This is a genomic window from Pseudonocardia xinjiangensis (assembly GCF_050948425.1).
Taxonomy (GTDB): domain Bacteria; phylum Actinomycetota; class Actinomycetes; order Mycobacteriales; family Pseudonocardiaceae; genus Pseudonocardia; species Pseudonocardia xinjiangensis.
Window position 1 is genome coordinate 4736863 of sequence record NZ_CP192009.1, and the last position, 20809, is coordinate 4757671.

General features: G+C 72.0%; 18 protein-coding genes. 9 read left to right on the forward strand and 9 right to left on the reverse strand.

The annotated features are described in order from the left end of the window. Nucleotides 1–155: 155 nt before the first annotated feature. The gene (locus tag ACQPZA_RS22325) at nucleotides 156–977 is read right to left on the reverse strand and encodes an NmrA family NAD(P)-binding protein (RefSeq protein WP_433273399.1); all 822 of its coding nucleotides are present in this window, start codon (nucleotides 975–977) and stop codon (nucleotides 156–158) included. Beyond that, nucleotides 970–1407, reverse strand: coding sequence for a nuclear transport factor 2 family protein (locus ACQPZA_RS22330; protein WP_433273401.1), 438 nt, complete (start codon nucleotides 1405–1407; stop codon nucleotides 970–972). Before ACQPZA_RS22330 ends, ACQPZA_RS22325 begins: the two co-directional genes overlap by 8 nt. Before the next feature lie 88 nt (nucleotides 1408–1495). Here ACQPZA_RS22330 and ACQPZA_RS22335 point away from each other — a divergent pair, with 88 nt between their 5' ends. Continuing rightward, nucleotides 1496–2101, forward strand: a complete 606-nt coding sequence (locus tag ACQPZA_RS22335) for a TetR/AcrR family transcriptional regulator (RefSeq protein ID WP_433273403.1) — start codon at nucleotides 1496–1498, stop codon at nucleotides 2099–2101. 22 nt (nucleotides 2102–2123) lie between these two features. On the opposite strand, the gene ACQPZA_RS22340 is transcribed toward ACQPZA_RS22335, so the two are convergent. Beyond that, nucleotides 2124–2624, reverse strand: coding sequence for a sigma-70 family RNA polymerase sigma factor (locus tag ACQPZA_RS22340; RefSeq protein ID WP_433273405.1), 501 nt, complete (start codon nucleotides 2622–2624; stop codon nucleotides 2124–2126). A gap of 303 nt (nucleotides 2625–2927) precedes the next feature. Between ACQPZA_RS22340 and ACQPZA_RS22345 the strand changes: the two genes are divergently transcribed. Beyond that, on the forward strand, nucleotides 2928–3569 hold the full coding sequence (locus ACQPZA_RS22345; RefSeq protein WP_433273407.1) for a TetR/AcrR family transcriptional regulator: 642 nt from the start codon (nucleotides 2928–2930) through the stop codon (nucleotides 3567–3569). A gap of 12 nt (nucleotides 3570–3581) precedes the next feature. On the opposite strand, the gene ACQPZA_RS22350 is transcribed toward ACQPZA_RS22345, so the two are convergent. The 5 genes from ACQPZA_RS22350 to ACQPZA_RS22370 all read right to left on the reverse strand — a co-directional run bounded on the left by ACQPZA_RS22350 (nucleotide 3582) and on the right by ACQPZA_RS22370 (nucleotide 11580). Continuing rightward, on the reverse strand, nucleotides 3582–4640 hold the full coding sequence (locus ACQPZA_RS22350; protein ID WP_433273409.1) for a glycoside hydrolase family 172 protein: 1059 nt from the start codon (nucleotides 4638–4640) through the stop codon (nucleotides 3582–3584). Between the two features lie 7 nt (nucleotides 4641–4647). Continuing rightward, nucleotides 4648–5304, reverse strand: coding sequence for a dihydrofolate reductase family protein (locus ACQPZA_RS22355; RefSeq protein WP_169400672.1), 657 nt, complete (start codon nucleotides 5302–5304; stop codon nucleotides 4648–4650). A gap of 56 nt (nucleotides 5305–5360) precedes the next feature. Beyond that, the gene (locus ACQPZA_RS22360) at nucleotides 5361–9785 is read right to left on the reverse strand and encodes an NAD-glutamate dehydrogenase (RefSeq protein WP_433273412.1); all 4425 of its coding nucleotides are present in this window, start codon (nucleotides 9783–9785) and stop codon (nucleotides 5361–5363) included. A 176-nt stretch (nucleotides 9786–9961) separates the two neighbouring features. Continuing rightward, a complete protein-coding gene (gene trxA / locus ACQPZA_RS22365; protein ID WP_433273414.1) occupies nucleotides 9962–10426 on the reverse strand; it encodes a thioredoxin in 465 nt (154 codons plus the stop codon). A gap of 365 nt (nucleotides 10427–10791) precedes the next feature. Beyond that, the gene (locus tag ACQPZA_RS22370) at nucleotides 10792–11580 is read right to left on the reverse strand and encodes a class I SAM-dependent methyltransferase (RefSeq protein ID WP_433273416.1); all 789 of its coding nucleotides are present in this window, start codon (nucleotides 11578–11580) and stop codon (nucleotides 10792–10794) included. Between the two features lie 517 nt (nucleotides 11581–12097). Here ACQPZA_RS22370 and ACQPZA_RS22375 point away from each other — a divergent pair. The 4 genes from ACQPZA_RS22375 (at nucleotide 12098) to ACQPZA_RS22390 (ending at nucleotide 16941) form a co-directional block, all read left to right on the forward strand. Continuing rightward, entirely contained in the window at nucleotides 12098–13114 is a 1017-nt protein-coding gene (locus ACQPZA_RS22375; RefSeq protein WP_433273418.1) for a DUF1611 domain-containing protein, read from the forward strand. Beyond that, entirely contained in the window at nucleotides 13111–14205 is a 1095-nt protein-coding gene (locus ACQPZA_RS22380; protein ID WP_433273420.1) for a hypothetical protein, read from the forward strand. Before ACQPZA_RS22375 ends, ACQPZA_RS22380 begins: the two co-directional genes overlap by 4 nt. After that, nucleotides 14202–16007, forward strand: coding sequence for an ABC transporter ATP-binding protein (locus ACQPZA_RS22385; protein WP_433273422.1), 1806 nt, complete (start codon nucleotides 14202–14204; stop codon nucleotides 16005–16007). Before ACQPZA_RS22380 ends, ACQPZA_RS22385 begins: the two co-directional genes overlap by 4 nt. 64 nt (nucleotides 16008–16071) lie before the next feature. Continuing rightward, entirely contained in the window at nucleotides 16072–16941 is an 870-nt protein-coding gene (locus ACQPZA_RS22390) for a class I SAM-dependent methyltransferase (protein ID WP_433273424.1), read from the forward strand. Nucleotides 16942–16980: 39 nt separating this feature from the next. Here the strand turns inward: ACQPZA_RS22390 and ACQPZA_RS22395 are convergent, their stop codons facing one another. Then, a complete protein-coding gene (locus ACQPZA_RS22395) occupies nucleotides 16981–17781 on the reverse strand; it encodes an SDR family NAD(P)-dependent oxidoreductase (RefSeq protein WP_433273426.1) in 801 nt (266 codons plus the stop codon). Between the two features lie 197 nt (nucleotides 17782–17978). Between ACQPZA_RS22395 and ACQPZA_RS22400 the strand changes: the two genes are divergently transcribed. The 3 genes from ACQPZA_RS22400 to ACQPZA_RS22410 all read left to right on the forward strand — a co-directional run bounded on the left by ACQPZA_RS22400 (nucleotide 17979) and on the right by ACQPZA_RS22410 (nucleotide 20744). Further along, entirely contained in the window at nucleotides 17979–18863 is an 885-nt protein-coding gene (locus ACQPZA_RS22400) for a LysR family transcriptional regulator (RefSeq protein WP_433282936.1), read from the forward strand. A gap of 261 nt (nucleotides 18864–19124) precedes the next feature. Next, nucleotides 19125–20192 carry a TerC family protein gene (locus tag ACQPZA_RS22405; RefSeq protein ID WP_169395635.1) on the forward strand — a complete coding sequence of 356 codons (1068 nt, stop codon included), beginning with the start codon at nucleotides 19125–19127 and terminating at the stop codon, nucleotides 20190–20192. A 144-nt stretch (nucleotides 20193–20336) separates the two neighbouring features. Then, the gene (locus ACQPZA_RS22410) at nucleotides 20337–20744 is read left to right on the forward strand and encodes a hypothetical protein (RefSeq protein WP_433273428.1); all 408 of its coding nucleotides are present in this window, start codon (nucleotides 20337–20339) and stop codon (nucleotides 20742–20744) included. Nucleotides 20745–20809: the final 65 nt, after the last annotated feature.

Here is a 20809-nt window from a genome sequence, read left to right on the forward strand (position 1 = left end):
TCACAGACGCTACGGAGGTCTTGTGTCCGGGCTGTGCCACGCCGTTTCGACTGGGAAACCGGACAGCGCGGACCGCGCATTTCGCCGCAAGGCGTGGCGTACCTCGCCGACCAGGCAGAACCCGACACGGAAAGGGGCCGATCGCGTCGATCCGGTCAGGAGATCTCGGCGGCGACGAAATCGTGGAAGCTGCGGGGTGATCGGCCCGTGATCCGCTCGACGGTGCCGGTCACCCGGTCCTCCGCTCCGCCCCGGATGCCGTCGTCGAGGGCGGCGAGCACCGCAGCGAAGTCGGCCGGCACGCCGTATGCGCCGATGTGGCGCGCGAACTCCTCGGGCGCGACGGTCCGGTGGCGCACCGGAGCGCCCGTGTGGCGCGTGATGATCGCGGCGGCGTCGGCGTAGCTCAGCGCCTCGGGCCCGGTCAGGACGTGCTCGGTGTTGTGCGGTGCCTCGTCGGTGAGCGCGAACCCGGCGACGGCGGCGATGTCCGCCGCGTCGACGAAGGCCACCTTGCCGTCCCCCGTCGCGGTGACGATCTCGCCGCTGCGCACCCCGTGCGCCACCGCGTGGTCACCGGCGAAGTTCTGCATGAACCACGACGGCCGCAGCACCGCCCACTCCGGCATGGTGGCCCGGACGAGAGCGTGCACCGCGCCGAGCCCCGGCATGCCCTCCGGCACCGCCGACGAGCTGAGCTGGACGACCCGCCGGACGCCCTGGCGCCGGGCTTCCTCGAGGAACGGCTCCACGAGCGGGACGGGATCGGCCACCCCGACGGGAGCGACGAGATAGACGGCCGAGACTCCGCGCAGGGCCGGCGCGTGGGTCTCCCGGCTCGCCCAGTCGAACCGCACGTGCCCGGCGGCGCGGGGCCTGCGGGTCGCCGACCGCACGGGGACGCGCCGCTGCCGGAGGAACGCCGAGACCCGGGAGCCGGTGGTGCCGGTGGCCCCGACGACGAGGACCTCACCCATTCTCGGCACCGGTGAACGCGGCCACCAGCGCGTCGACGCCGCCCATCGCCTCGGCCACGGCGAGCGGGTTCCAGTAGTCGCGGTAGACCTGGATCTCGCCGTCGCGCACGACGATCACCGCGATGTAGCGCATGTCGTACGGGCGACCGGTGGCGACCACGGTCCCGGCGACCTCGAACTCCACGATCACGGTGTCCGGTTGCGTGCTCTGGTGCATCACCTGCTCGGTGACGGCCCGCACGTCGACGATGTCGGGGTAGGCGCGCAGGTACTCGTGGACCGCGGCGCGGCCCTCCACCTTCTGCGGGTAGCCGGGCGGGGCGAAGGGGAGCTCGAGCACGCCGGTCTCCGCCCACAGCCCGGCGAAGGCCGTCATGTCGTGGGCGATCAGGAGCTGCAGGGCGTGGTCGACGAGCTCACGGGGGGTCATGGCGTTCTCCTGGTCTGGACGATACGGAACCGTCCCGACCAAACGCACGCGGGACGGGCCCGTACCGTCCACTCGGTATGCTCTCCCCATGACGCGTCGCCGGCCGACAGGCGCAGCCGTGCTCCAGCCGGCGATCACCCGGGCCATCACCGAGGCCGTGCTCGACGAGTGGGCCGCCCACGGCTACGCACGGCTCTCGATGGAGGCCGTCGCCAAGCGGGCGGGCGTCGGCAAGAGTGCGCTCTACCGCCGCTGGCCGTCCAAGCAGGAGATGGCGATCGCGGTGATCTCCGAGTTCAGCGTGGTGCGGGCCGTGGTCCCCGACACCGGCGCACTGCGGACCGACCTGCGCGAGACCCTCGACGCGCTGATGGAGTGGCTGACCCACCCCCGGTTCTCCCGGATCCTGCCCGACCTCGTGGCCGAGACGGCCCGTAACCCGGAACTGGCAGGCGTCGTCGCGGCGATGATCGGCACCCCGAGGCGGGAGCGCGCCACGGTGATGTTCCGGCGGGCGATCGAGCGCGGGGAACTGCGCGAGGACACCGACCTCGAACTCGTCCAGGACCTGCTCGCGGCGCCCGTCTACTGGCGGCTGACCGTCCGTGCCGCAGAGGCGGAACCGGGGTATCTCGACGCGCTCGCCGACCTGCTCCTCCGCGCGATCGGCGCGCAGGACGGGGAGAAGAAATGACCGGTTCCGGACGGACGACCGCTCAGCAGGCCGGGGCCAGGCAGTCCGCGGCGCGGTCGGGCTCGCGGAGCAGCGCGTGCAGGGAGCGCAGGGCGTAGTAGGTACGCGATTTCACCGTACCCGGCGAGATGCCGAGATTCTCCGCCGTCTCCCGGACCGTGTTCCCGTGGATGTAGACGTCCTCGAGAACCGCCCGATGCTCGGGCGACAGCGTGTTCAGCGCCTGGAACACCAGCATCGAGTCGACGACCCGGTCGGCGTGGTCTCTCTGGACGGGATGGGTCATCACCGTCTCGACCACCTCGATCGGGCGCACGTTGCGGGCGCGGGCCCGGTCGATCACCAGGTTCCGGATCACCGTGAACAACCAGGCACGCACGTCGCTCTGGCCCCCCACCGCCTTGTCGCGATGGCGCCAGGCCCGCACCAGCGTCTCCTGCACGATGTCCTCGGCGGCCGAAGGATCGCCGGTGAGCCGGGCCGAGAAGGCGAGCATCGCCCTGCCGTGCTCATCGGTCAGCATTCGGATCCATCTCTCGCCCGGCACCTCCGCGCGCCGCCGAGTCCCCCACCCATCCACCGGTCACAACCTTCCTCACAGTCATTCGGAATCGCGCACGAACCACTCCGCCCCCCCACGACGCCGATGTCTTGGTCCGGAGTGCGACGCGGGGCTCCCCCGCCGCGGTCGTTCTCGATCCGCGTATTCGGAGCCGCCCATGTCGATCGGTCGATCGACACGTACGCTAGGCGCGTTCACAGGGAGTCGTCAACCAGGTCGGACAGCGCCGACCTCGTGAAGCGCATCAACCGGAAGGAGTCGGACATGGCGCGAAAGCGCAGCCTCGACGAGGGCCCCGTCCTGCGCGGCAAGATCATGTGCCGGGCCAGCGTTCTGTTCTACCAGCGCGGCTACGCCGCCACCTCGATCCGCGACATCGCCGACGCCGTCGGCATCTCCTCCTCGACGATGTACCACCACTTCACCAACAAGCAGGACGTGCTGCACGCGATCATCAAGAACTTCATGAGCGACTTCGTGTCCGCCACCTGCGCCGTGCTGCGCGACCGGTCCCGCACGCCGACCGAGCGGATCCGCGAGACGGTCCGGCTGCACCTCACGATCAGCCAGGACCGCAGGCCCGAGCTGCTCATCGGCAACCCCATCCGCTACGCACTCACCCCGGGCCAGCAGGGCGACGGCATCCGGTTGCAGATCGAGTACCACGACGCCGTGCAGGACGTGATCGAGCAGGGCTGCACCACCGGTGAGTTCGCGGTCGACGACGTGCAGCTCACCACGATGGCGCTGCTCGACATGCTCAACGGTGTGCGCGAGTGGTTCCGGCCGAGCGGTCCGCTCAGCCTGGACCAGGTCGTCGACCGCTACACGGCGATCGTCCTGAAGGTGCTCGCCGCCTCCTCGTCGGTGAACGCGCCCGTCGCCGTCGGCCGGGCCCACGCGTGACGCAGGCGTGGCTCAGAGCGTCTCGAGCTCGTCGAGGGTCGGCGGCCCGGGTGGCGTGCTGCTCGGCGCGTCGAGATAGAACAGCGCCGTCGACGCGATGTCGTCGTGCCGGGGCAGGTAGCGGTGGCCGCTTCGCCAGCCGAGGGCCTGGATGTCGACCCGGATCCCCGCGGCGAACCGGATCGGGTCCGGCACGTGCCAGCGGTACATCCCGAAGCGCTGCTGGCTCTCGTACAGCCCGTCCGGACGGATGATCTGGTGCAGGCCCAGGTACGGCGTCGTGTAGCTCGTGTACCCCTGCCCCGGGACGTCGAAGTTCCACGCCCCGCCGAAGTAGTCCTCGGTGCCCGTGCCGCAGATCGTGGGGAAGTCACGGTCCTCGTCGAGGTAGTACTTGATCTCCCCCTCGCCCCACCACCCCCGCGAGTTCACACCCCACGCGAGGTACGTGCCCACGTACTGCCCGGCACCGCGAACGCCCTCCAGCAGCGGATGGACCGCACCGGCCTGCAGCGGGTGGGACCGTCGCCACTGCGCGTGCAGGTACCCGCTGCCGGCCTCCTCGGCGCCGAGGTCGTAGGTGATCTGGTAGTAGACGACGGCCGGTGTCTCGCCCAGGTTCTCCACGGTGATCCGCGCCGCCGACCGGAAGGGCATGGGCCAGTAGCTGTTGAGGCCCCCGTGCGGGTTCACCGCGATCATCGTGGAGCTGAGCTGCGCGAACCGTCCCCAGCCCTGTCCGAAGAAGTCGCCGACCGGCACCTCGACGGCGGGCGTGTCCGCATCGTCCCAGTAGGCGCGCAGCAGCAGCGACCGCCAGTGGTCGGGATGGGTCGTCATCCACACGTGGGTGATGCGTCCGCATCCCTCGATCGCGGCCAGGTCGATCGTCTCGTGGGCGCCCACCACCACACTCGGCGAGATCTTCCAGCCCTGGCCGAGCTCGCGTCCCGGCTCCGCCCCGGTGCCGGCCGTGGCCCGGCCACCCCGCCCGGGCGCACCCGTCGGGTTCTCCGGGCTGATGGACCGGGTGGTGACCGCCCGGAGACGGGCGATGTCGTGGTCGGACACGGGCGGCTCAGCCCACCAGGCTCGCGCGGCGCCGGACCTCGGCCTCGGTCGGCTCGTCGAGCTGGAACGAGCCGACCGGCACGTCACCGGCACGCTCGTACGTCGCGATCACCACGCCGGTGGTGGACGTATCGCTCCCGACGAGCCGCAGCCCACCGGGCACGGTCCCGGCCCCGAACAGTCGTTTTCCGCTCCCGAGGAGCACCGGGAAGGTCCACACCGTGAACTCGTCGACCAGGTCGCGTTCCAGGAGCGTCTGGAGCAGCACGCTGCTGCCCTGCACCTGCAGGTCCGGCCCGTCCTGGCGTTTGAGTGCGGCCACCGCATCCCCGGCCTCACCCTCGAGCAGGCGGGCGCCGTTCCAGGACACCGTGTCGAGTGTCCGGGACGCGACGTACTTCGTCATGCTGTTGAGCCGGTCCGCGACCGGGTCGTCGCCGACGAAGGGCCAGTGCGCCGCGAAGATCTCGTACGTCCGGCGCCCGAGCAGCAGGTCGTACGGCTTCTCGAAGGCCTCCCCCATCGACCGGGCCATCACGTCGTCCCAGAACGTGACGTTCCAGCCGCCCTTCGTGAACTGCCCTGTCGGGTCCTCCTGCGGGCCTCCGGGGGCCTGCATGACCCCGTCGAGCGAAACGAATGTGGTGACGGCCAGCTTGCGCATCGGGCTCTGCCTTCCTCGTGGTGATCTGACGGACAGACCGTGCAGGCCACCGGAACTCATCGGCGGGCGGAGAGCGTGTAGTACAACCGCGCCACGTCGTCCAGCGGTAGCGGCGCGCCGTCTCCCGCCGACTGCGTGACCTCGACGACGTCGAGCAACCCGACACCGTGCGGCAACGCCGCCGTGCGCAGCGCCAGCGGGCCGGGCACGCCCCGTGCGGTGAGCGCCGCGGCGCGCGAGCCGGCCGTCGCGGCCTCGTGCTCGCTCAGCAGTGCCGGGAGCCGGGGCGCCACCGCGCGGACCGGCGGTCCGAAGCGCCGGGTCTCGGCGTCCACCGGAAGTGGCCGGTCCCGGCGGGTGAGCAGCCAGTGCGCCGCTCGCCTGATCAGCCGGTGCGACTCGCGCACGACCTCGTCGGCCACGGTTGTCGCAACGGTGCCCGGCAGACCGTCGAGCTGCGCCCACAGCTCGGGAAGGTCGAACACGGCGACGGTCACCAGGTAGGCGGCCACGACGTCGGCCGTGGTCGCCGACGCCTCCTCCCGCAGGGAGGACACCCAGGTCATCCCCCCGCGGTCGACGACCTCGTTCGCGAGCGAGGTGGCCACGATCTCCCGCCGCAGCGGGTGGGTGCGGACCGCCTCGGGATGGTGGCGGGTCAGGGCGGGCGGGAAGTAGGCAACGAGCCGGTCCGCCGCGGCCGGCAGGTCGGGGAGATCGCTCTGCAGGATGTCCGTCTTGAGATCGAGCTTCACGTGGGCGAGCAGGGTGGCCAGCTGCGGCGAGCTGAGCCCGCGGTGCTCGTCCACCAGCTCGGCGAACTCCGCTGGTTCCGGGAGGCCGTCGAGCGCGGGACGCAGACCGCGGCGCGCGAGGTCGGCGACGATCCGTGCGTGCTCCGCCGCCGTGTCCGCAGCCTGGGTGAGGGCGATCCCGAGCACCGCGTTCTGCGCCCGGTTGTGGGCCAGTACGAGCTCCGCGACCTCGTCGGTCATGGCGGCCAGCAGCGTGTTGCGCTGCGCCCGCTCCAGCTGTCCGGCCGCCACCAGCCGGTCGAGCAGAATCTTGATGTTGACCTCGTGGTCCGAGCAGTCCACCCCGGCCGAGTTGTCGATCGCGTCGGTGTTGATCCTCCCGCCGGTACGGGCGAACTCGATCCGGCCGTGCTGGGTCAGCCCGAGGTTCCCGCCCTCCCCCACCACCTTCACCCGCAGCTCCCCGCCGTTCACGCGCACCGCGTCGTTCGCCTTGTCGCCGACGTCGGCGTGCGACTCCCCCACGGCCTTCACGTACGTGCCGATGCCGCCGTTCCACAACAGGTCCGCCGGCGCCCGCAGCACCGCCCGGATCAGCTCGGGCGGGCTGAGCCGCTCGACGGCATCGGCGATCCCCAGCGCGGCCCGCATCTCCGGGCCGACCGGCACCGCTTTGGCCGTCCGCGGCCACACCCCGCCGCCCGCGCTGATGGCTGCCCGGTCGTAGTCGTCCCACGACGATCGGGGCAATCCGAACAACCGCTCCCGCTCCCGGTGGCTGCGTGCCGGGTCCGGATCCGGATCGACGAACACGTGCCGGTGGTCGAAGGCGGCGAGCAGCCGGATGTGGCGTGACAGCAGCATCCCGTTGCCGAACACGTCACCGGACATGTCCCCCACGCCCACCACGCTGAACGGCTCCCGCTGGGTGTCCACCGCCAGCTCGCGGAAGTGCCGTCTCACGCTCTCCCAGGCGCCCCGGGCCGTGATGCCCATCGCCTTGTGGTCGTAGCCGACCGAACCGCCCGAGGCGAACGCGTCGCCGAGCCAGAAGCCGTAGGAGGCAGCCACCTCGTTCGCCAGGTCCGAGAAGCGTGCCGTGCCCTTGTCCGCAGCCACCACCAGATAGCTGTCGTCACCGTCGTGACGCACCACGCCCTGCGGGGGCACCGCCGCCTCCCGACCGTCGACCATCGCCCGGTCGTCGGTCACGTCCAGCAACCCGCAGACGAAGGTCCGGTAGCAGGCCGCCACCTCGTCGGGGCCGGCGTCCGAGCGGCGCACCACGAAGCCGCCCTTCGCCCCCACCGGGACGATCACCGCGTTCTTCACGGCCTGCGCCTTCACCAGGCCGAGGATCTCGGTCCGGTAGTCCTGCGGCCGGTCCGACCACCGCAGGCCGCCCCGCGCGACCGGTCCGAACCGCAGATGCACGCCCTCCACGCGCGGTGAGTACACGAAGATCTCGAACATCGGCCGGGGTACCGGCATGTCCGGCACGGCACCCGGGTCCAGCTTGAACGACAGGAACGGGCGCTCCCGGTAGTAGTTGGTGCGCAGCGTCGCGGTGATCACGCTGAGGTAGGCCCGCAGGATCCGGTCCGCGTCCAGCCCGGGCACCTCGTCGATCAGGGCGGATGCCTGCGCGAGTGCCGTGCGGTACGCCCGGTCGCGCCGGGCCGGGCCGGGTGCCGGGTCGAACCGGGCCCGGAAGAGGCACACGAGCGCCGCCGTCACCGCCGGGAGGGCGATCAGGGTGTCGACGACGTACTGCAGCCCGAACGGGCCGCCGAGCTGGGCGGTGTAGCGGGCGTAGGCGCGCAGCAGCGCCGCCTCCTGCCACGGCAGTCCGGCGCGCAGCACCAGAGCGTTGAACCCGTCGACCTCGGCGTCGCCCCGCCACGCGGCGAGAAAGGCGGCGCAGAACAACCGTTGCGTCTCCTCGGGGTCCCGCCCGGCCACCGCCTCCCGGGTCGCGCCGTCGAGCCGCAGCCCGAAGTCGTAGATCCAGCACCGGCTGCCGTCGGGTCGGGTGAACTCGTGGGGCCGCTCGTCGAGCACCTCCACACCGAGGCTCTGCAGCACCGGGAGCACGGCGGACAACGTGACACCCGCGCCGAGCAGGAAGAGTCGGAACCGCATCTCGCCCGCGTCCGGGCCCGCGTCGATCGTCAGCTGCAGCTGCGGATCCGCACCCAGGTCGCGCACGACCCTGAGGTCGCCGAGCGCCCGAACCGGGTCCACGTCGTCCTTGTAGCCCTCCGGGACCCCGGCCACGTAGTCCGCGATCTCGGCGTCGTCCGCCCCGGCGACGTCGAGCACCCACTCGTCCCACGTCATGATCGCGGCGGCGAGCTGACCCTGCAGCCGGGCCTGGTCGGGCGGCGCGGCCGCCAGGTCGCAGTGCACGGTGAAATGGACGAGCGCCAGGTTCGATCGGCCGACCCGGGCCGTGTGCTCCACCCGCCACCCGTGCAGCTCGTGCATCAGCACCTTCTGCATGGCCAGCTGGGTCCGCGTGGAGTAGCGGTCCCGCGGCAGGTAGACCAGGCAGGAGAAGTACCGGCGGTAGGGTTCGCGGGCCAGGAACAGCCGCAGCCTGCGGGGCTGGGTGAGCGCAGGCACTCCGACGGCGATGTCCCGCAGGAGCTGCTCACCGGCCCAGAACAGCTCCTCGCGCGGGTACTCCGAGATCACCTCGAGCATCCGCTGCCCCGCGTAGGACTCCGGTGGCGCCCCCGCCGCACGGATCGCGGCCCGGACGCTACGCTCGATTCCCGGGATGTCCAGCACGCTCTCGTGCAGCGCGGCCGCCGTCAGCGCCCCGAGGAACCGGTGCTCCACCACCCGGCCGGCGCCGTCGACGAGCCGCAGGGCCAGCAACGACGGATGCTCCGGGCGGTACACCCGGCTCGGCGCGCTCGCCCGCGTGAGCACCAGCACCTGCCGGGCGGCGGGCCCGCCCGTGTCGAGCGCCTCGGGGAAGACGCGGGCGGCGACATCGCTCCTGCGCAGCACCCCGAGCCCGGACGCGGGCACGGGCTGCGGCCCGGCCCGGCCGTCCGCGGTTGCGTCGCTCTCGTGACGGAGGTAGCCGAGGACCGCGAACCGGCCGTCGGCCAGCCACCGCAACAGCCGGGCCGCGTCCTGCACCTCGGCGCGGGGCGACGCCGGGGAGAGGTCGGGCAGACCGGCGGCCACCGACCGCGCCGTCTCGACGAGCCGGGACCGGTCCAGTGCCACGGCACGCACGTCACGCAGCACCAACCGCAGCTCCGCCGCCAGCTCGTCGGCCTCGTCGGCGGGGAACGGCTCCAGCTCGATGCGTATCCACGTCTCGGCCGTGGTGCCCGGCGGCAGCCGGTCCGCCAGCGCGGCGGTCAGCACCTCGGTGAGCTCACCTCGTGCCGTGCGCCGCACCACCACGGTCGGATGGATCACCCGGCGGACCTTGGCCTCCACCCTGTCGAGGCCCGCGAGCAGGGACTCCACGACGAAGGGCATCTCGTCGGTGATGACGTCGACGATCGCTCCCGCGTCCGGGGATCCGGCGGTGCCGACCACGACCAGCGGGTCGTCCGGGGTCCGCCGGGCCGCCAGGTGGCGATGTCCACGCACGACGGCGAGGAGCGCGGGATCGATGTCCACGCCGATCGCGGCCGGACCTTCGGGCGCGAGGTGTCGCGCGTAGAGCCGGTGGAGATCGGCGTCGCGGGTCTGCCCCATGGCCTTCCCCCGAACCGGGTCCGACGGCAGAGCCTGGCACCTTAGTACCGGAACGGCGGCTGCAGTACCGGAACGGCGGCTGCAGTACCGGAACGACGGCTGCGGATCGCTCGACGGCGCGGGGAGATGACCGCCGACCGCGGCCGGCCCGGCGCTCCCACCAGGCCGGAAGGAGCTCAGTCGCGGTCGTCCGGGGTGCCTGGCGCCCCGATCGCGTTGTCGAGCCACGTGCGCAGCGCCGGGAGCGGTGCCGCACCGGCCTGGCGTGCGATCACCTGGCCGTCACGCACCACCATCAGGGTGGGCACCGCCTGCACCTCGAACCGCTGCGACAACCGCGGAGCGGCATCGACGTCGACCTTGACCAGCTTGACGTGGCCGGCTCGTTCCGTGGCGAGCTGTTCCAGTGCGGGGCTGACCATGCGGCACGGCCCGCACCAGGTGGCCCACAGGTCGACCAGCACCGGCAGCGTCGCGCGTTCGACGACCTCCGCGAAGTCGTCGTCGCCCGCCGAGGTGATCCAGGGCAGCGAACGGTGGCAGTTGCCGCAGCGGACGGACCCCCGGGCGGCCGAGGGCACCCGGTTGGCCTTCCCGCAGTGCGGGCATCTGATCGTCCCGCCCGGTGCGGCGGCGCTCACCGCGCCGCTCCCGCCCACTCGGCCTGCCGCTCCATCAGCACGTACCGACCATCCCATGCCCGGAACCGCCCTGAACAGCGGTGGCCCCCATCCGTCGGGGGAGAACGGCTGCGCCAGGCACCGGCGGAGCCCACCCGGCGGGCGGGTGCTCGGTCGCGAGTACATCCGGAAGCCGGGTCGTGAGATGAGCCATGCGAGCTCCTTCGGGGATGCCGCGAGGAACCGTCTGCGCACCGTCCACGCGGCCCTGTGACAAATCGGTCCGCGTCGGCCGGCCGCTATTGCCCGACCGCATCGACGGACGTATGTCGGAGCGGAGTGGACAGGCCGTCGACAGCTCGTCGACGGAATGCGACCGGGCCGCGCTACACGGGCGCGGCGACCACGAGGCGATAGCCGAGATCAAGCTCGGGGAGGTGGAGCAGGTCGGCGTGGCGCGTGTGCCACGCTCCACTGTCGAGATCCTCCCGCAGCCGTTGCAGGGCTGGTTCGACAACGTCCGCGGAGAGCAGAGCCAGCCCTGACATCGCCTGCCGAACAGCCGCATCGAGGTAGGCATACGGACGCCGCCAGTAGGCGCCGAGGACTCCGTCGGTGCAGTCGGCAGGAATCGGCACCGGGACGACTTCGACCCGCCGACGACGACGGCGAAACTCGGCCACGACGGTTTCAACGCAGGCCAGTCCCGCCTCATTCCGCGCGATCTCGGGCAGGTAGTCGGTGATCAGCCAGAAGGACGAAGCCAGCCACCCGGGGTCCCACGTCAGCACGACCTGGCGGCGCGAGACCCGGACCATCTCGGCGATGCCGGCGCCCGGGTCGGGCCAGTGGTGGACGGTGAGCACGGCCATCGCAGCGTCGGCGGACCGGTCGGACAGCGGCAGGGACTCGGCCGAGGCCCGGACGGCGGGGGCGGCGCCCACCTGGCGCTGCGCCAGCATCGTCCAGGACGGCTCGACGGCGAGCACGGTGGCGCCGGGGGGCTCGTACGAGCCGGCCCCGGCACCGATGTTGACGACCGTGCGGGCATCGCCGAGCGCCTGGGCGACCGCGCGCGCGATCCGCGGATCAGGACGCCGGTGCGCGGCGTACCCGCGGCCGAGATGCTCGTACGGGTCGGCCACGTTTATTCCGACGTGTGACCGGACGTTCACCCATTCATTCATGGTTACTGTTTGCCCACCCCTCGCTCGGCCGTCCGAACTGCGCGCCGCAGCACTGCGCCCGGCGTGATGAAGTGTCGCCACATTGCCTCGACAATATACGGACTTTGCCTGCGCCTGACCGAGGGTCAGGTAGATTCGAGTGGGCCGTCTTCGGACGGGAACTCAGCGTTCTATGACCAGGGGCGGCGCGGTCTTCGAGCCGGTTCCACGGAATGAGCCGTGGCAGCATGCCAGCCCTGAGATCACGAACCGCCCACAGGAGAAGCAGTGTTGATTTCCACCGATCCCAACCCTGCCGAGGTGGATTACGCCGGCCGCCCACCCGGCCCGGCCGACGGACGGCACACAACGCCGCCGCGGTCGCTGGTGACCACTCGTCGACCATGTATCCGCATTCGCTCGTGAGGTCACCGGGGTCCTCCCGAGCCAGGTTCACAGCCACCACGGACAGGAAGGAAAGCAAGGTGCCCGAGATCTCGCGGAGCACCTCTGCGAGGGGGAAGTAATGCAACAGTTCTCGGACGCCAAATGGAGCTTCGTCACCCGCGGCGTCGTCGATCGGGAAGCGACCAGGTTGGGGAGCCTGAGTCGTGAGGCCCGGCTGGGCGACCTCGTGGCTGCCCGCGTGGTCAGCCTGAACGCGCACGACAGCCTGGAGAACGCCCACGGCCGACGGGTCCGTCTCTACCCGGGGGATGTCGTGGTGGGAGCGTACGGCAACCGGTACGCCACCGACTACTACGAGGGCTACCTGCCGACCGGTACCGCGGCGCACCTGCTCACCGCCGGTGGAGTCATCGGGCAGGTCGCCTCCGCACACGCCCACCGGAACGAGCCCACGGACCTCGAGGTGCTCGGCTTCCTGACCGGGCCGACCGGCGCGCCGCTGTCGCTGGACGACTTCGCGGTCCCGCTGCCGGCGCCCGCGGCACCGGAGCTGGGCACGTTCGTCGTCGTGGGTTCCTCGATGAACGCGGGCAAGACCACCACGGCGTCCGCGTTGGTGCAGGGCTGGGCGCGAGCCGGACTGCGGGTGGGAGCAGGCAAGGTCACCGGTTCCGGCAGCGGCAAGGACCGCTGGATGTACGAGGACGCCGGAGCTGCGGCGATGGTGGACTTCCTCGACTTCGGGATGCCGTCCACCTTCGGCTACCCCCAGGAGCGGCTGACCGCCACGATGGTCGGCATCCGTGACGAGCTGGTGCGCCGGGGCGCGTCCGTCGTCGTGCTGGAGATCGCGGACGGGCTGCTGCAGTCCGAGACGCGCGCACTGACGGCCTGCCTGCCCGGTTTCGCCGACGCAGCCGTCCTGGCCGTGGCCGACGCGCTCAGCGCCGTCGCCGGTGTCGAGATCATGCATGCGCTCGGCGTCCCGGTCCGCACGATCAGCGGCCTGGTGACCGCCAGCCCGCTGGCGTCGCGGGAAGCCGTGGAGGCGACCGGAATTCCCGTGCTGTCCCCTTCCGAGCTCGTCACCGGCGGGGCGCTTGATCTGCTGAGCGCCGTGGCGGTGCCGGCGTGATGCGCGCCGCCGTCCACCTTCCGGACGGAGGCAGGGGGCCGGGCCGCCACACGGTGGTCGACCTGGACGTGCTGGAGCTCCGGGCGGCGGAGCTGGTCCTGCCCGAGGCCACGATCCGCGACGAGCGCGGCGGCGACCTGTTCGGCGACGGGTCACTCGTGTTCGACCACGCCCAGGGTGGTGGCCCGCTGGTCAGCCCGGAGCTGGACCGGCAGGCGAGGGCGTTCGGCGTGGTCAACGCGGCCTACCACACGCAGCGGGCGCTTCGGTTCGTCGCTGCCGTGCTCGGCCGCCCGCTCCCGCACCTGGTGGTGCGGATCGGCATGCACGACCAGCCGCGGCGGTGGGGTGGCGGCCACTACCGGCTGCCCGGGCAGGGTGCGCAGTCCGACCCCGAGGCGGTGAGCCCCACGGGGGAGGTCCATCTCGGTGGTGGCGCCGGTTTCGTCAGCACGCACCACACGCAGCGGTACTTCCACGCGCCGGCGCACAACCCGGCCATCGTGAGCCACGAGGTCGGCCACCACCTCTGTCGACACACCGCGGACTTCCGGCTCAACCGGCTCCGCCCACCCCAGCAGCAGACGAACAAGAAGACGGCGCTGGACGAGGGCACCGCCGACGTCCTCACCGCCGTCCTGCTCGGCACCCCCGACATCTACGGCTGGCACCGCCAGGCCGTTCCGGAGGGCGAGCAGCGGCGCCGCAAGCTCGACCGGCGCTGGACGATGGCGCATTTCCAGGGCGGGCGCGACCGCGACCCGCACACCGACGGCACCGTGTGGGCGTCGGCGTGCTGGACCGCCCGGCAGCGGGTGACGGAGGCGGGCTTCGATCCGGGCCGCTTCGACTCCCTGCTGCTGCGAGGCCTCGAACTGGCCGGGCGCGACGGCGGGAAGGGCCTCGCCGAGGAGGCGTTGCGGGAGCGGCGCCACTTCTCCCGGCTGGTGGCCGCCATGGTGCAGGTCGACCAGCACCTCGGCCCCGTGGTGCTGGGGGCCATGGCGGAGCACGGGATCCACCTCGGCATCAGCAACTCCGACCTGAGCCGAGCCGCCCGAGCCGGACAGGACCGGCTGGTGGACGCATGATCCAGGAAGCAGCCGACGGCGGCCTGCTCCGACAGCTCTGGCAGTTCCGCTCGTACGGCCGTCCGCACCTGCGCACGCTCTCCTTCGGGGTCGGGCTGCGCATGTGCGAGCTGGTCGCCGACCTGGCCCAGCCCTGGCCGCTGGCGCTGGTCGTCAACGGCCTGTTCCCCGGCGCCGGGTCGCACGGACCACCGGCGCTGCTCGCCTCGTGGGTGGGCGGGTCGACGCGGAGCCTGCTGCTCGCTGCGGCCGTGGCGGTGCTGGTCATCACGCTGGCCTCGGGGGCCTTCGACTACCTCGGCGACCGCGTGATGAACGGCGCGGGCGAGAAGATGACCGCCGCCATCCGCAGGGACGCCTTCGCGAACCTGCAACGGCTGCCGATGACCTTCCACGACCGGCACGCCGTCGGGGAGCTGACCAGCCGCGTCTCCACCGACACCGACCGGATCGAGACCAGCCTCACCGCTGTGTTCTCCACGCTGTTCCCCGGGCTGCTCTCCATCGTCGGGTTCGCGGTCGTGCTGCTGTCGGTCGACTGGCGCCTGGGACTGATCGCCGTGGGGTGCGCCCCGCTGGTGTTCCTCAGCTCGGCGCGGTACTCCCGCCTCATCCGGCTGTCCGCCCGCCGGCAACGGGCCGCCGAGGGCCGGCTCGCCGGCTTCGTCGCCGAGTCGCTGCAGGGCATCCGCACCATCCACGCCTTCGGCAGCCACGACCTGCACGACGCCCGCTTCGCCGAGGACAACGACAACACCCTGAGCGCGGGGCTGCGCGCCGTCGAGCTGAGGGCCCGTTTCACGCCGCTCCTGGAGGGCATCACCGCCGTCGGCACGGGTGTGCTGCTGTGGGTCGGCGGCATCGGCGTACTCGACGGCTGGTGGAGCGTCGGCCTGCTCGTCGTCGTCACGAGCTACCTGCGCGACATGATCAAACCCGTGCGCGGGCTGTCCAAGCTCTCGATCACCTTCACCCAGGGCGCGGCCTCGGCGGAACGCGTCGCCGACATCCTGGCCCGCACGCCACCGCCGAACGGCCGGGCGCGGCGGCTGCCCACCCGGGCGGCCGGGCGGATCGACCTCCAGGACGTCGTCCTCGACTACGGCCGCGGCCCGGTCCTGCACCATCTGGACCTCACCATCCGCCCCGGTGAGCGGGTGGCCCTCCTCGGCCCGAACGGGGCGGGCAAGTCCACCGTGCTCGCCCTCATCGCCGGGCTCTACCAGCCGACCCACGGCTATCTGTACCTCGACGGCCACCGCATGACCCACCTGCCGGAGTCGTGGCGCCACCGGCAGGTGGCCGTGGTGCTCCAGGACACGTTCCTGTTCTCCGGCACCCTCGCGGAGAACATCCGCTACGCCCGCCCCGACGCCACGCCGGAGGAGGTCGCCAGGGCAGCGCAGACCGCACTGGTCTCGGACTTCGCCGACGATCTCCCCGACGGGCTCGACACCCGGCTCGGGGACGGCGGCGTCGGGCTCTCGGGTGGCCAGCGCCAACGCGTGGGCATCGCTCGGGCCCTGCTCCTCGACGCCCCCGTCGTGCTGCTCGACGAACCCACCGCGGGCTTCGACTCCCAGGCCGAGCGGGTCGTGGTCCAGGCGCTGACCCGCCTCGTCACCGGGCGCACGGTGGTCATGACCACCCACCGGCCCGCCCTCATCCGGCTGGCCACCCGGACCGTCGACCTGCACGACGGCGTCCTGCAGGATCTCGGCGGGGGCACCGCCCCCGAGGTTCGCGGCGAGGCCGAGGCGGTCCGGGCGTCCGGCCCGGCCGGGCGGAGCTCCGCGACGTGAGCACGCCGGGGCCGCCGGCCGATATCGGTGGGCTCCGGCGACGGCGATGCCCGAGACTGCGGGCGTGGGACATGAATCCGTGGGCGCCATCGCCGTGCATACCGACCCGTCCAACGTCGAGCAGCTCCGCGCCTGGGACGGCGACAGGGGATCGCACTGGGCCACCCACGCCGAGCGCTACGACGAGGGCGTCGCGGGCTACCAGGAGCGGTTCCTCGCCGCGGCGGCGATCGGCACGTCCGAGACCGTGCTCGACATCGGGTGCGGCACCGGCCGGACGACACGCGACGCTGCGCGGCGCGCCACCGCCGGGTCGGCGCTCGGAGTGGACCTCTCGTCCCGGATGATCGCGCTCGCGCGCGGGCTGGCCGAGCGGGAGCGGGTGGGGAACGCGACGTTCCGGCAGGCCGACGTGCAGGTCCAGCCGTTTCCCGAACGGTACTTCGACGTCGCGGTCAGCCGCCACGGGTCGATGTTCTTCGGCGACGCCCCGGCCGCATTCGCCAACATCGCGCGGTCCCTGCGCCCCGGCGGGCGCCTCGTGCTCCTGACCTGGCAACCGGCGCGGGACAACGAGTGGATCAGCAGGTTCGGCGCGATCCTGGCCGCCGGCCGTGAGCTGCCCGCCGCAGAGCCGGACGCACCGGGCCCGTTCTCGCTGAGCGATCCCGAGCGGGTGCGCCGGGTGCTGACCGCGGGCGGCTTCACGGACGTGCATCTGCAGAGCCTCACCGGGCCGATGTACTTCGGCCCCGACCCCGAGGACGCCTGCCGGTTCGTCGCCGGACAGCAGGCCGGGATGCTCCGCGATCTCGACGCCGGCACCCGGGCCCGCGCCCTCGACGCCCTGCTGGCCGACATGGCCGAGCACCGGACCGAGCGAGGTGTGCTGTACGGGTCGGCGACGTGGCTGATCCAGGCCCGGCGCGGCTGAGCGGTCGCGGTCCGGGCGGCGGTGCCGTCCCCGGGAGCCTCAGGCCGGGCGCTCCGCCACGGTGGGACCGGACCCCAGCTTCACGCCGGTGAGCTCGGCGCACGCGGCGAGCAGCCCCTCCTGCACCGTCTCGTCCCGGGCGGCGGGGTGGGTCGCCTTCCGGCGCAGGTGGTAGAAGTACCGGCCGCTCACCCTGGCTTCCGGATCGGCGCTCGCGGCGAGCCACGCCTGGGTGACCGGAGCCTGCACCAGGTCGTCCGGGGCGCCGGGGCCGCCCATCCTGGTCGGCACCCAGCCCGGTTCGACGGCGTTGGACAGCACGCCGGGCCAGCGACGGGCCATCGCGAAGGCGAGCACCGCGTCGAACAGCTTCGAGTCGGCGTAGGCCTGCGAGCCGTCCCACCGGCGCCGGGTCCACTGCAGGTCGTCCAGGGCGGGGTCGCCTCCTGTCGCCATCCCCGAGCTCAGGTACACCAGTCGCCGGGGCGGCGTCACGAGTGCGGTGAGCAGGTAGGGGGCCAGGACGTTGACGGCGAAGACGTGGGCCAGCCCGTCCACCGTCTCGATGCGCCGAGGTTCGCGGTAGCCCACCGCGGCGTTGTGGATCACGGCGTCGAACGGACCCGACGCGTTCGCGTCGGCCGCGAGCGCGGTGGTCTGCTCGATGCTCGACAGGTCGGCGACGAGCACGCCGCCTGCTCCCGGCGCCGCGGCAGCGGTGTCCGCGGCGCGGGCGGCGTTGCGGGCGTGCAGGACGACATCGTGGCCTGCCGCCATGAGCAGGCGCGCCGCCTGGAGGCCCAGCCCGTCGGACGAGCCGGTGATCAGGATGCGGGACACAGCGTTCTCCTCGAAACTTGGACGTGCGGTGCGCCGCGTGGCCGCCCGGGTCGCGGTCCCCCCGGGAGCACGCGGCCGGCGAGCGCGATCGACGTGGTCGTCGAACCCCAGGTTGTGACGGGACACGCCATCACGTCCAAGACCTCTTTCCGCGTCGGCAATACCCTGGGGGTATCCCGGGGAGAGGGGTGAACACCATGGACGTGGACCTGCGCAAGCTCCGGTACTTCGTCGCGGTCGCCGAGCACCTGCATTTCGGGCGCGCCGCCGCTCATCTCCACATCGCCCAGCCCGTGCTGTCCCGCCAGATCCGGGCGTTGGAGGTGGAGCTGAAGTCTCAGCTGTTCGACCGCACCAAGCGCTCCACCGAGCTCACGAGGGCGGGCGAGCAGCTACTCGCCGACGCCCGGCCACTGCTCGCGAGCGCCACGGCGCTGCAGCACAGGGTGCGGCAAGCCGGGCGAGGGTCCGAGACCTTCACGGTGGGCTTCATGCCCGGGCTCATCGTCACGCCGGCCGTCCGGGTCCTCGCGGCGCGGCACCCCGGCCTCACCGTCGACGTGTTCCGTACGAGCTGGACCGACCAGACCGAGGTCGTCCTCGACGGGCGGGTCGATGTGAGCTATGTGCGCCTGCCGGTCGACCAGCAGGGGCTGGGGATCCGGCCGTTGCTCGTCGAGCCGCGCGTCGCCGTGCTCCCGCTCGACCATCCGCTGGCCGCCAAGGACGGGATCAGCATCTCCGACCTCGCCGCCGAGCACCTGCTGCAGCCTCCCGACGCGGTGCCCGAATGGCGTGACATCGCCGTGGAGCTGCGCAGCGGCCGGCCGGTGGAGGCGCCGTCGGTCACGTACACGGTGGAGGAGAAGCTCGAGCACGTCGCGGCCGGGCGCGGGCTGTCGGTCCTCCCGCTGTCGACCGCCACCTTCTACACCCGCCCCGACATCACCTCGGTGCCGATCGACGACATCGGGCCGAACCAGGTCTGCCTGGCCTGGGACAAGACCCGCGAGAGCCCGCTCATCCACGAGTACGTCGAGATCGCCACGGCGCTGCTGGAGGGGAAGGACTGCGGCGACTGACGAGCTGCTCCGCGAGGTGCGAGACGGACACTTCGGACGATCTTCGCGTGTCCCCCGTCACTCCCAATCGGTCCTGAGCCCGTAACATGGTTCGATAGCACCGCACCGCAGGGGAGTATCCCGTCAGCGGTGGCGTCGTCAGCACGGAACCGATCGCCTGTCGGTCCCCGGCGCCATCGATCAGCCTGTATACGCCCCTCGGGCTGGTGGGAGAGACCTCGGGCCGCTTCGTGTTGCCCGAGACATCCGGAGGTTCCACCTGTGAACGTGCCCACCTGGCTGTGGTTCGCCACCATCGGCGGCCTGTTGGCGATCATCATCGCCGACCTCTTCCTGGTCGACCACAAACCGCACACCGTCACGATCCGGGAGGCCACCCGCTGGGTGCTCTTCTACGTGGCGCTCGCGGTGGTATTCGGCGTCGGGATCTGGTTCTTCGCGGGAGGCGGCTACGCCGGCGAGTTCTTCGCCGGGTACATCACCGAGTACTCGCTGTCGGTGGACAACCTCTTCGTGTTCGTCGTGATCATGGCCGCGTTCAGCGTGCCGTCGGAGCACCAGCACCGCGTGCTGCTCGTGGGCATCGTGATCGCGCTGGTGATGCGCGGCATCTTCATCGCCATCGGGGCCGCCGCGATCGCGGCGTTCAGCTGGGTGTTCTACCTGTTCGCGGTCATCCTCGTGGTCACGGCCGTCAACCTCGCTCGGCAGGGCACCGAGCACGAGGGCGGCGAGCCCGCACCGGTGCGGCTGCTGCGCAAGTACCTGCCGGTCAGCGACGACTTCCACGGCACCAAGCTGTTCACCCGGATCAACGGCAAGCGCCTGGTCACGCCGATGCTCATGGTGATGCTGGCGATCGGCTTCACCGACCTGCTGTTCGCGCTCGACTCGATCCCCGCCATCTTCGGCCTCACGCAGGAGCCCTACCTCGTCTTCACCGCCAACGCGTTCGCGCTGATGGGTCTGCGGCAGCTGTTCTTCCTGCTCGGCGGGCTCCTCAGCCGGCTGGTCTACCTGTCCTACGGGCTGTCGGTGATCCTCGCCTTCATCGGTGTGAAGCTGGTGCTCGAGGCACTCCACGAGAACAACCTGCCGTTCATCAACGGCGGCGAGCCGGTTCCCGTCCCCACGGTCGGCATCGAGCTCTCGCTCAGCGTGATCATCGGCGTGCTGGTCATCACCACCATCGCGAGCCTGATCAAGGCCCGGCGCGACCCCTCGGTCATCCACGCGCCGGGCGCCCCGGCCACGGACTCGCCGGACCAGCCGGTTCCCGACGCCAAGGAGCAGGCAGCCGAGCTGGACCGCAACAACGCCGGCAACTAGCCGCTCCACCGCTTTCCGGAACTGCAGCAAAGCCACGTTCATGCCACCTCGTTGCATGAACGTGGCTTTGCTGCAACCGGGCCCGGGCCCCTGCACCGGTCCCCCGATCGGGAGCGCAGGCGCCTTGCTACCGTCGCCGCCACTGTGAGCACCGCCGACGTGAGACCCAGCCGCCGAGGGCCCGCGCTCTCGGCCCGGTGGACCGTCCGCCTCGTGCTCGCACTCCTGCTGCTCGTCCAGGGCGGTATCGGCGCGGCGCTGTCCTCGTCCGACCCCGGCCCCGCCCCGGCGGCGCCGACCGCCGCGTGCCAGCACGGCGCGCCGGCCCACGACGTGCTCTGCGGGCCCGCACACGGTGTCGTCGGGGCGGCGCAGCGCCTGGCACCCCGCGACCGCGGCGTGCTCGCCGTGGGTGCCGCGGTGGCCGTGCTGCTCGTCGGCCTCCTCGTCGTCCCGTCGTCCCGGCGCGGTCCGGACGGTCCCCCGTGGGCGCGCCGACGCGCGCCGGTCGGCCGTCACCTGTTGCAGTCGCTGGGCATCGTCCGCGTCTGATCGGCCGTCGGAGTAGCGCTGCGTCGCCGCTGCGACCACGCCGCCACTCCCCCGGAGCCGTCGAC

Bases quoted from the DNA above. Each gene is read 5' to 3' on its own strand.
- ACQPZA_RS22325 (WP_433273399.1), bottom strand. From the start codon at position 977: ATGGGTGAGGTCCTCGTCGTCGGGGCCACCGGCACCACCGGCTCCCGG.
- ACQPZA_RS22330 (WP_433273401.1), bottom strand. From the start codon at position 1,407: ATGACCCCCCGTGAGCTCGTCGACCACGCCCTGCAGCTCCTGATCGCC.
- ACQPZA_RS22335 (WP_433273403.1), top strand. From the start codon at position 1,496: ATGACGCGTCGCCGGCCGACAGGCGCAGCCGTGCTCCAGCCGGCGATC.
- ACQPZA_RS22340 (WP_433273405.1), bottom strand. From the start codon at position 2,624: ATGCTGACCGATGAGCACGGCAGGGCGATGCTCGCCTTCTCGGCCCGG.
- ACQPZA_RS22345 (WP_433273407.1), top strand. From the start codon at position 2,928: ATGGCGCGAAAGCGCAGCCTCGACGAGGGCCCCGTCCTGCGCGGCAAG.
- ACQPZA_RS22355 (WP_169400672.1), bottom strand. From the start codon at position 5,304: ATGCGCAAGCTGGCCGTCACCACATTCGTTTCGCTCGACGGGGTCATG.
- ACQPZA_RS22360 (WP_433273412.1), bottom strand. From the start codon at position 9,785: ATGGGGCAGACCCGCGACGCCGATCTCCACCGGCTCTACGCGCGACAC.
- ACQPZA_RS22375 (WP_433273418.1), top strand. From the start codon at position 12,098: ATGCAACAGTTCTCGGACGCCAAATGGAGCTTCGTCACCCGCGGCGTC.
- ACQPZA_RS22385 (WP_433273422.1), top strand. From the start codon at position 14,202: ATGATCCAGGAAGCAGCCGACGGCGGCCTGCTCCGACAGCTCTGGCAG.
- ACQPZA_RS22400 (WP_433282936.1), top strand. From the start codon at position 17,979: ATGGACGTGGACCTGCGCAAGCTCCGGTACTTCGTCGCGGTCGCCGAG.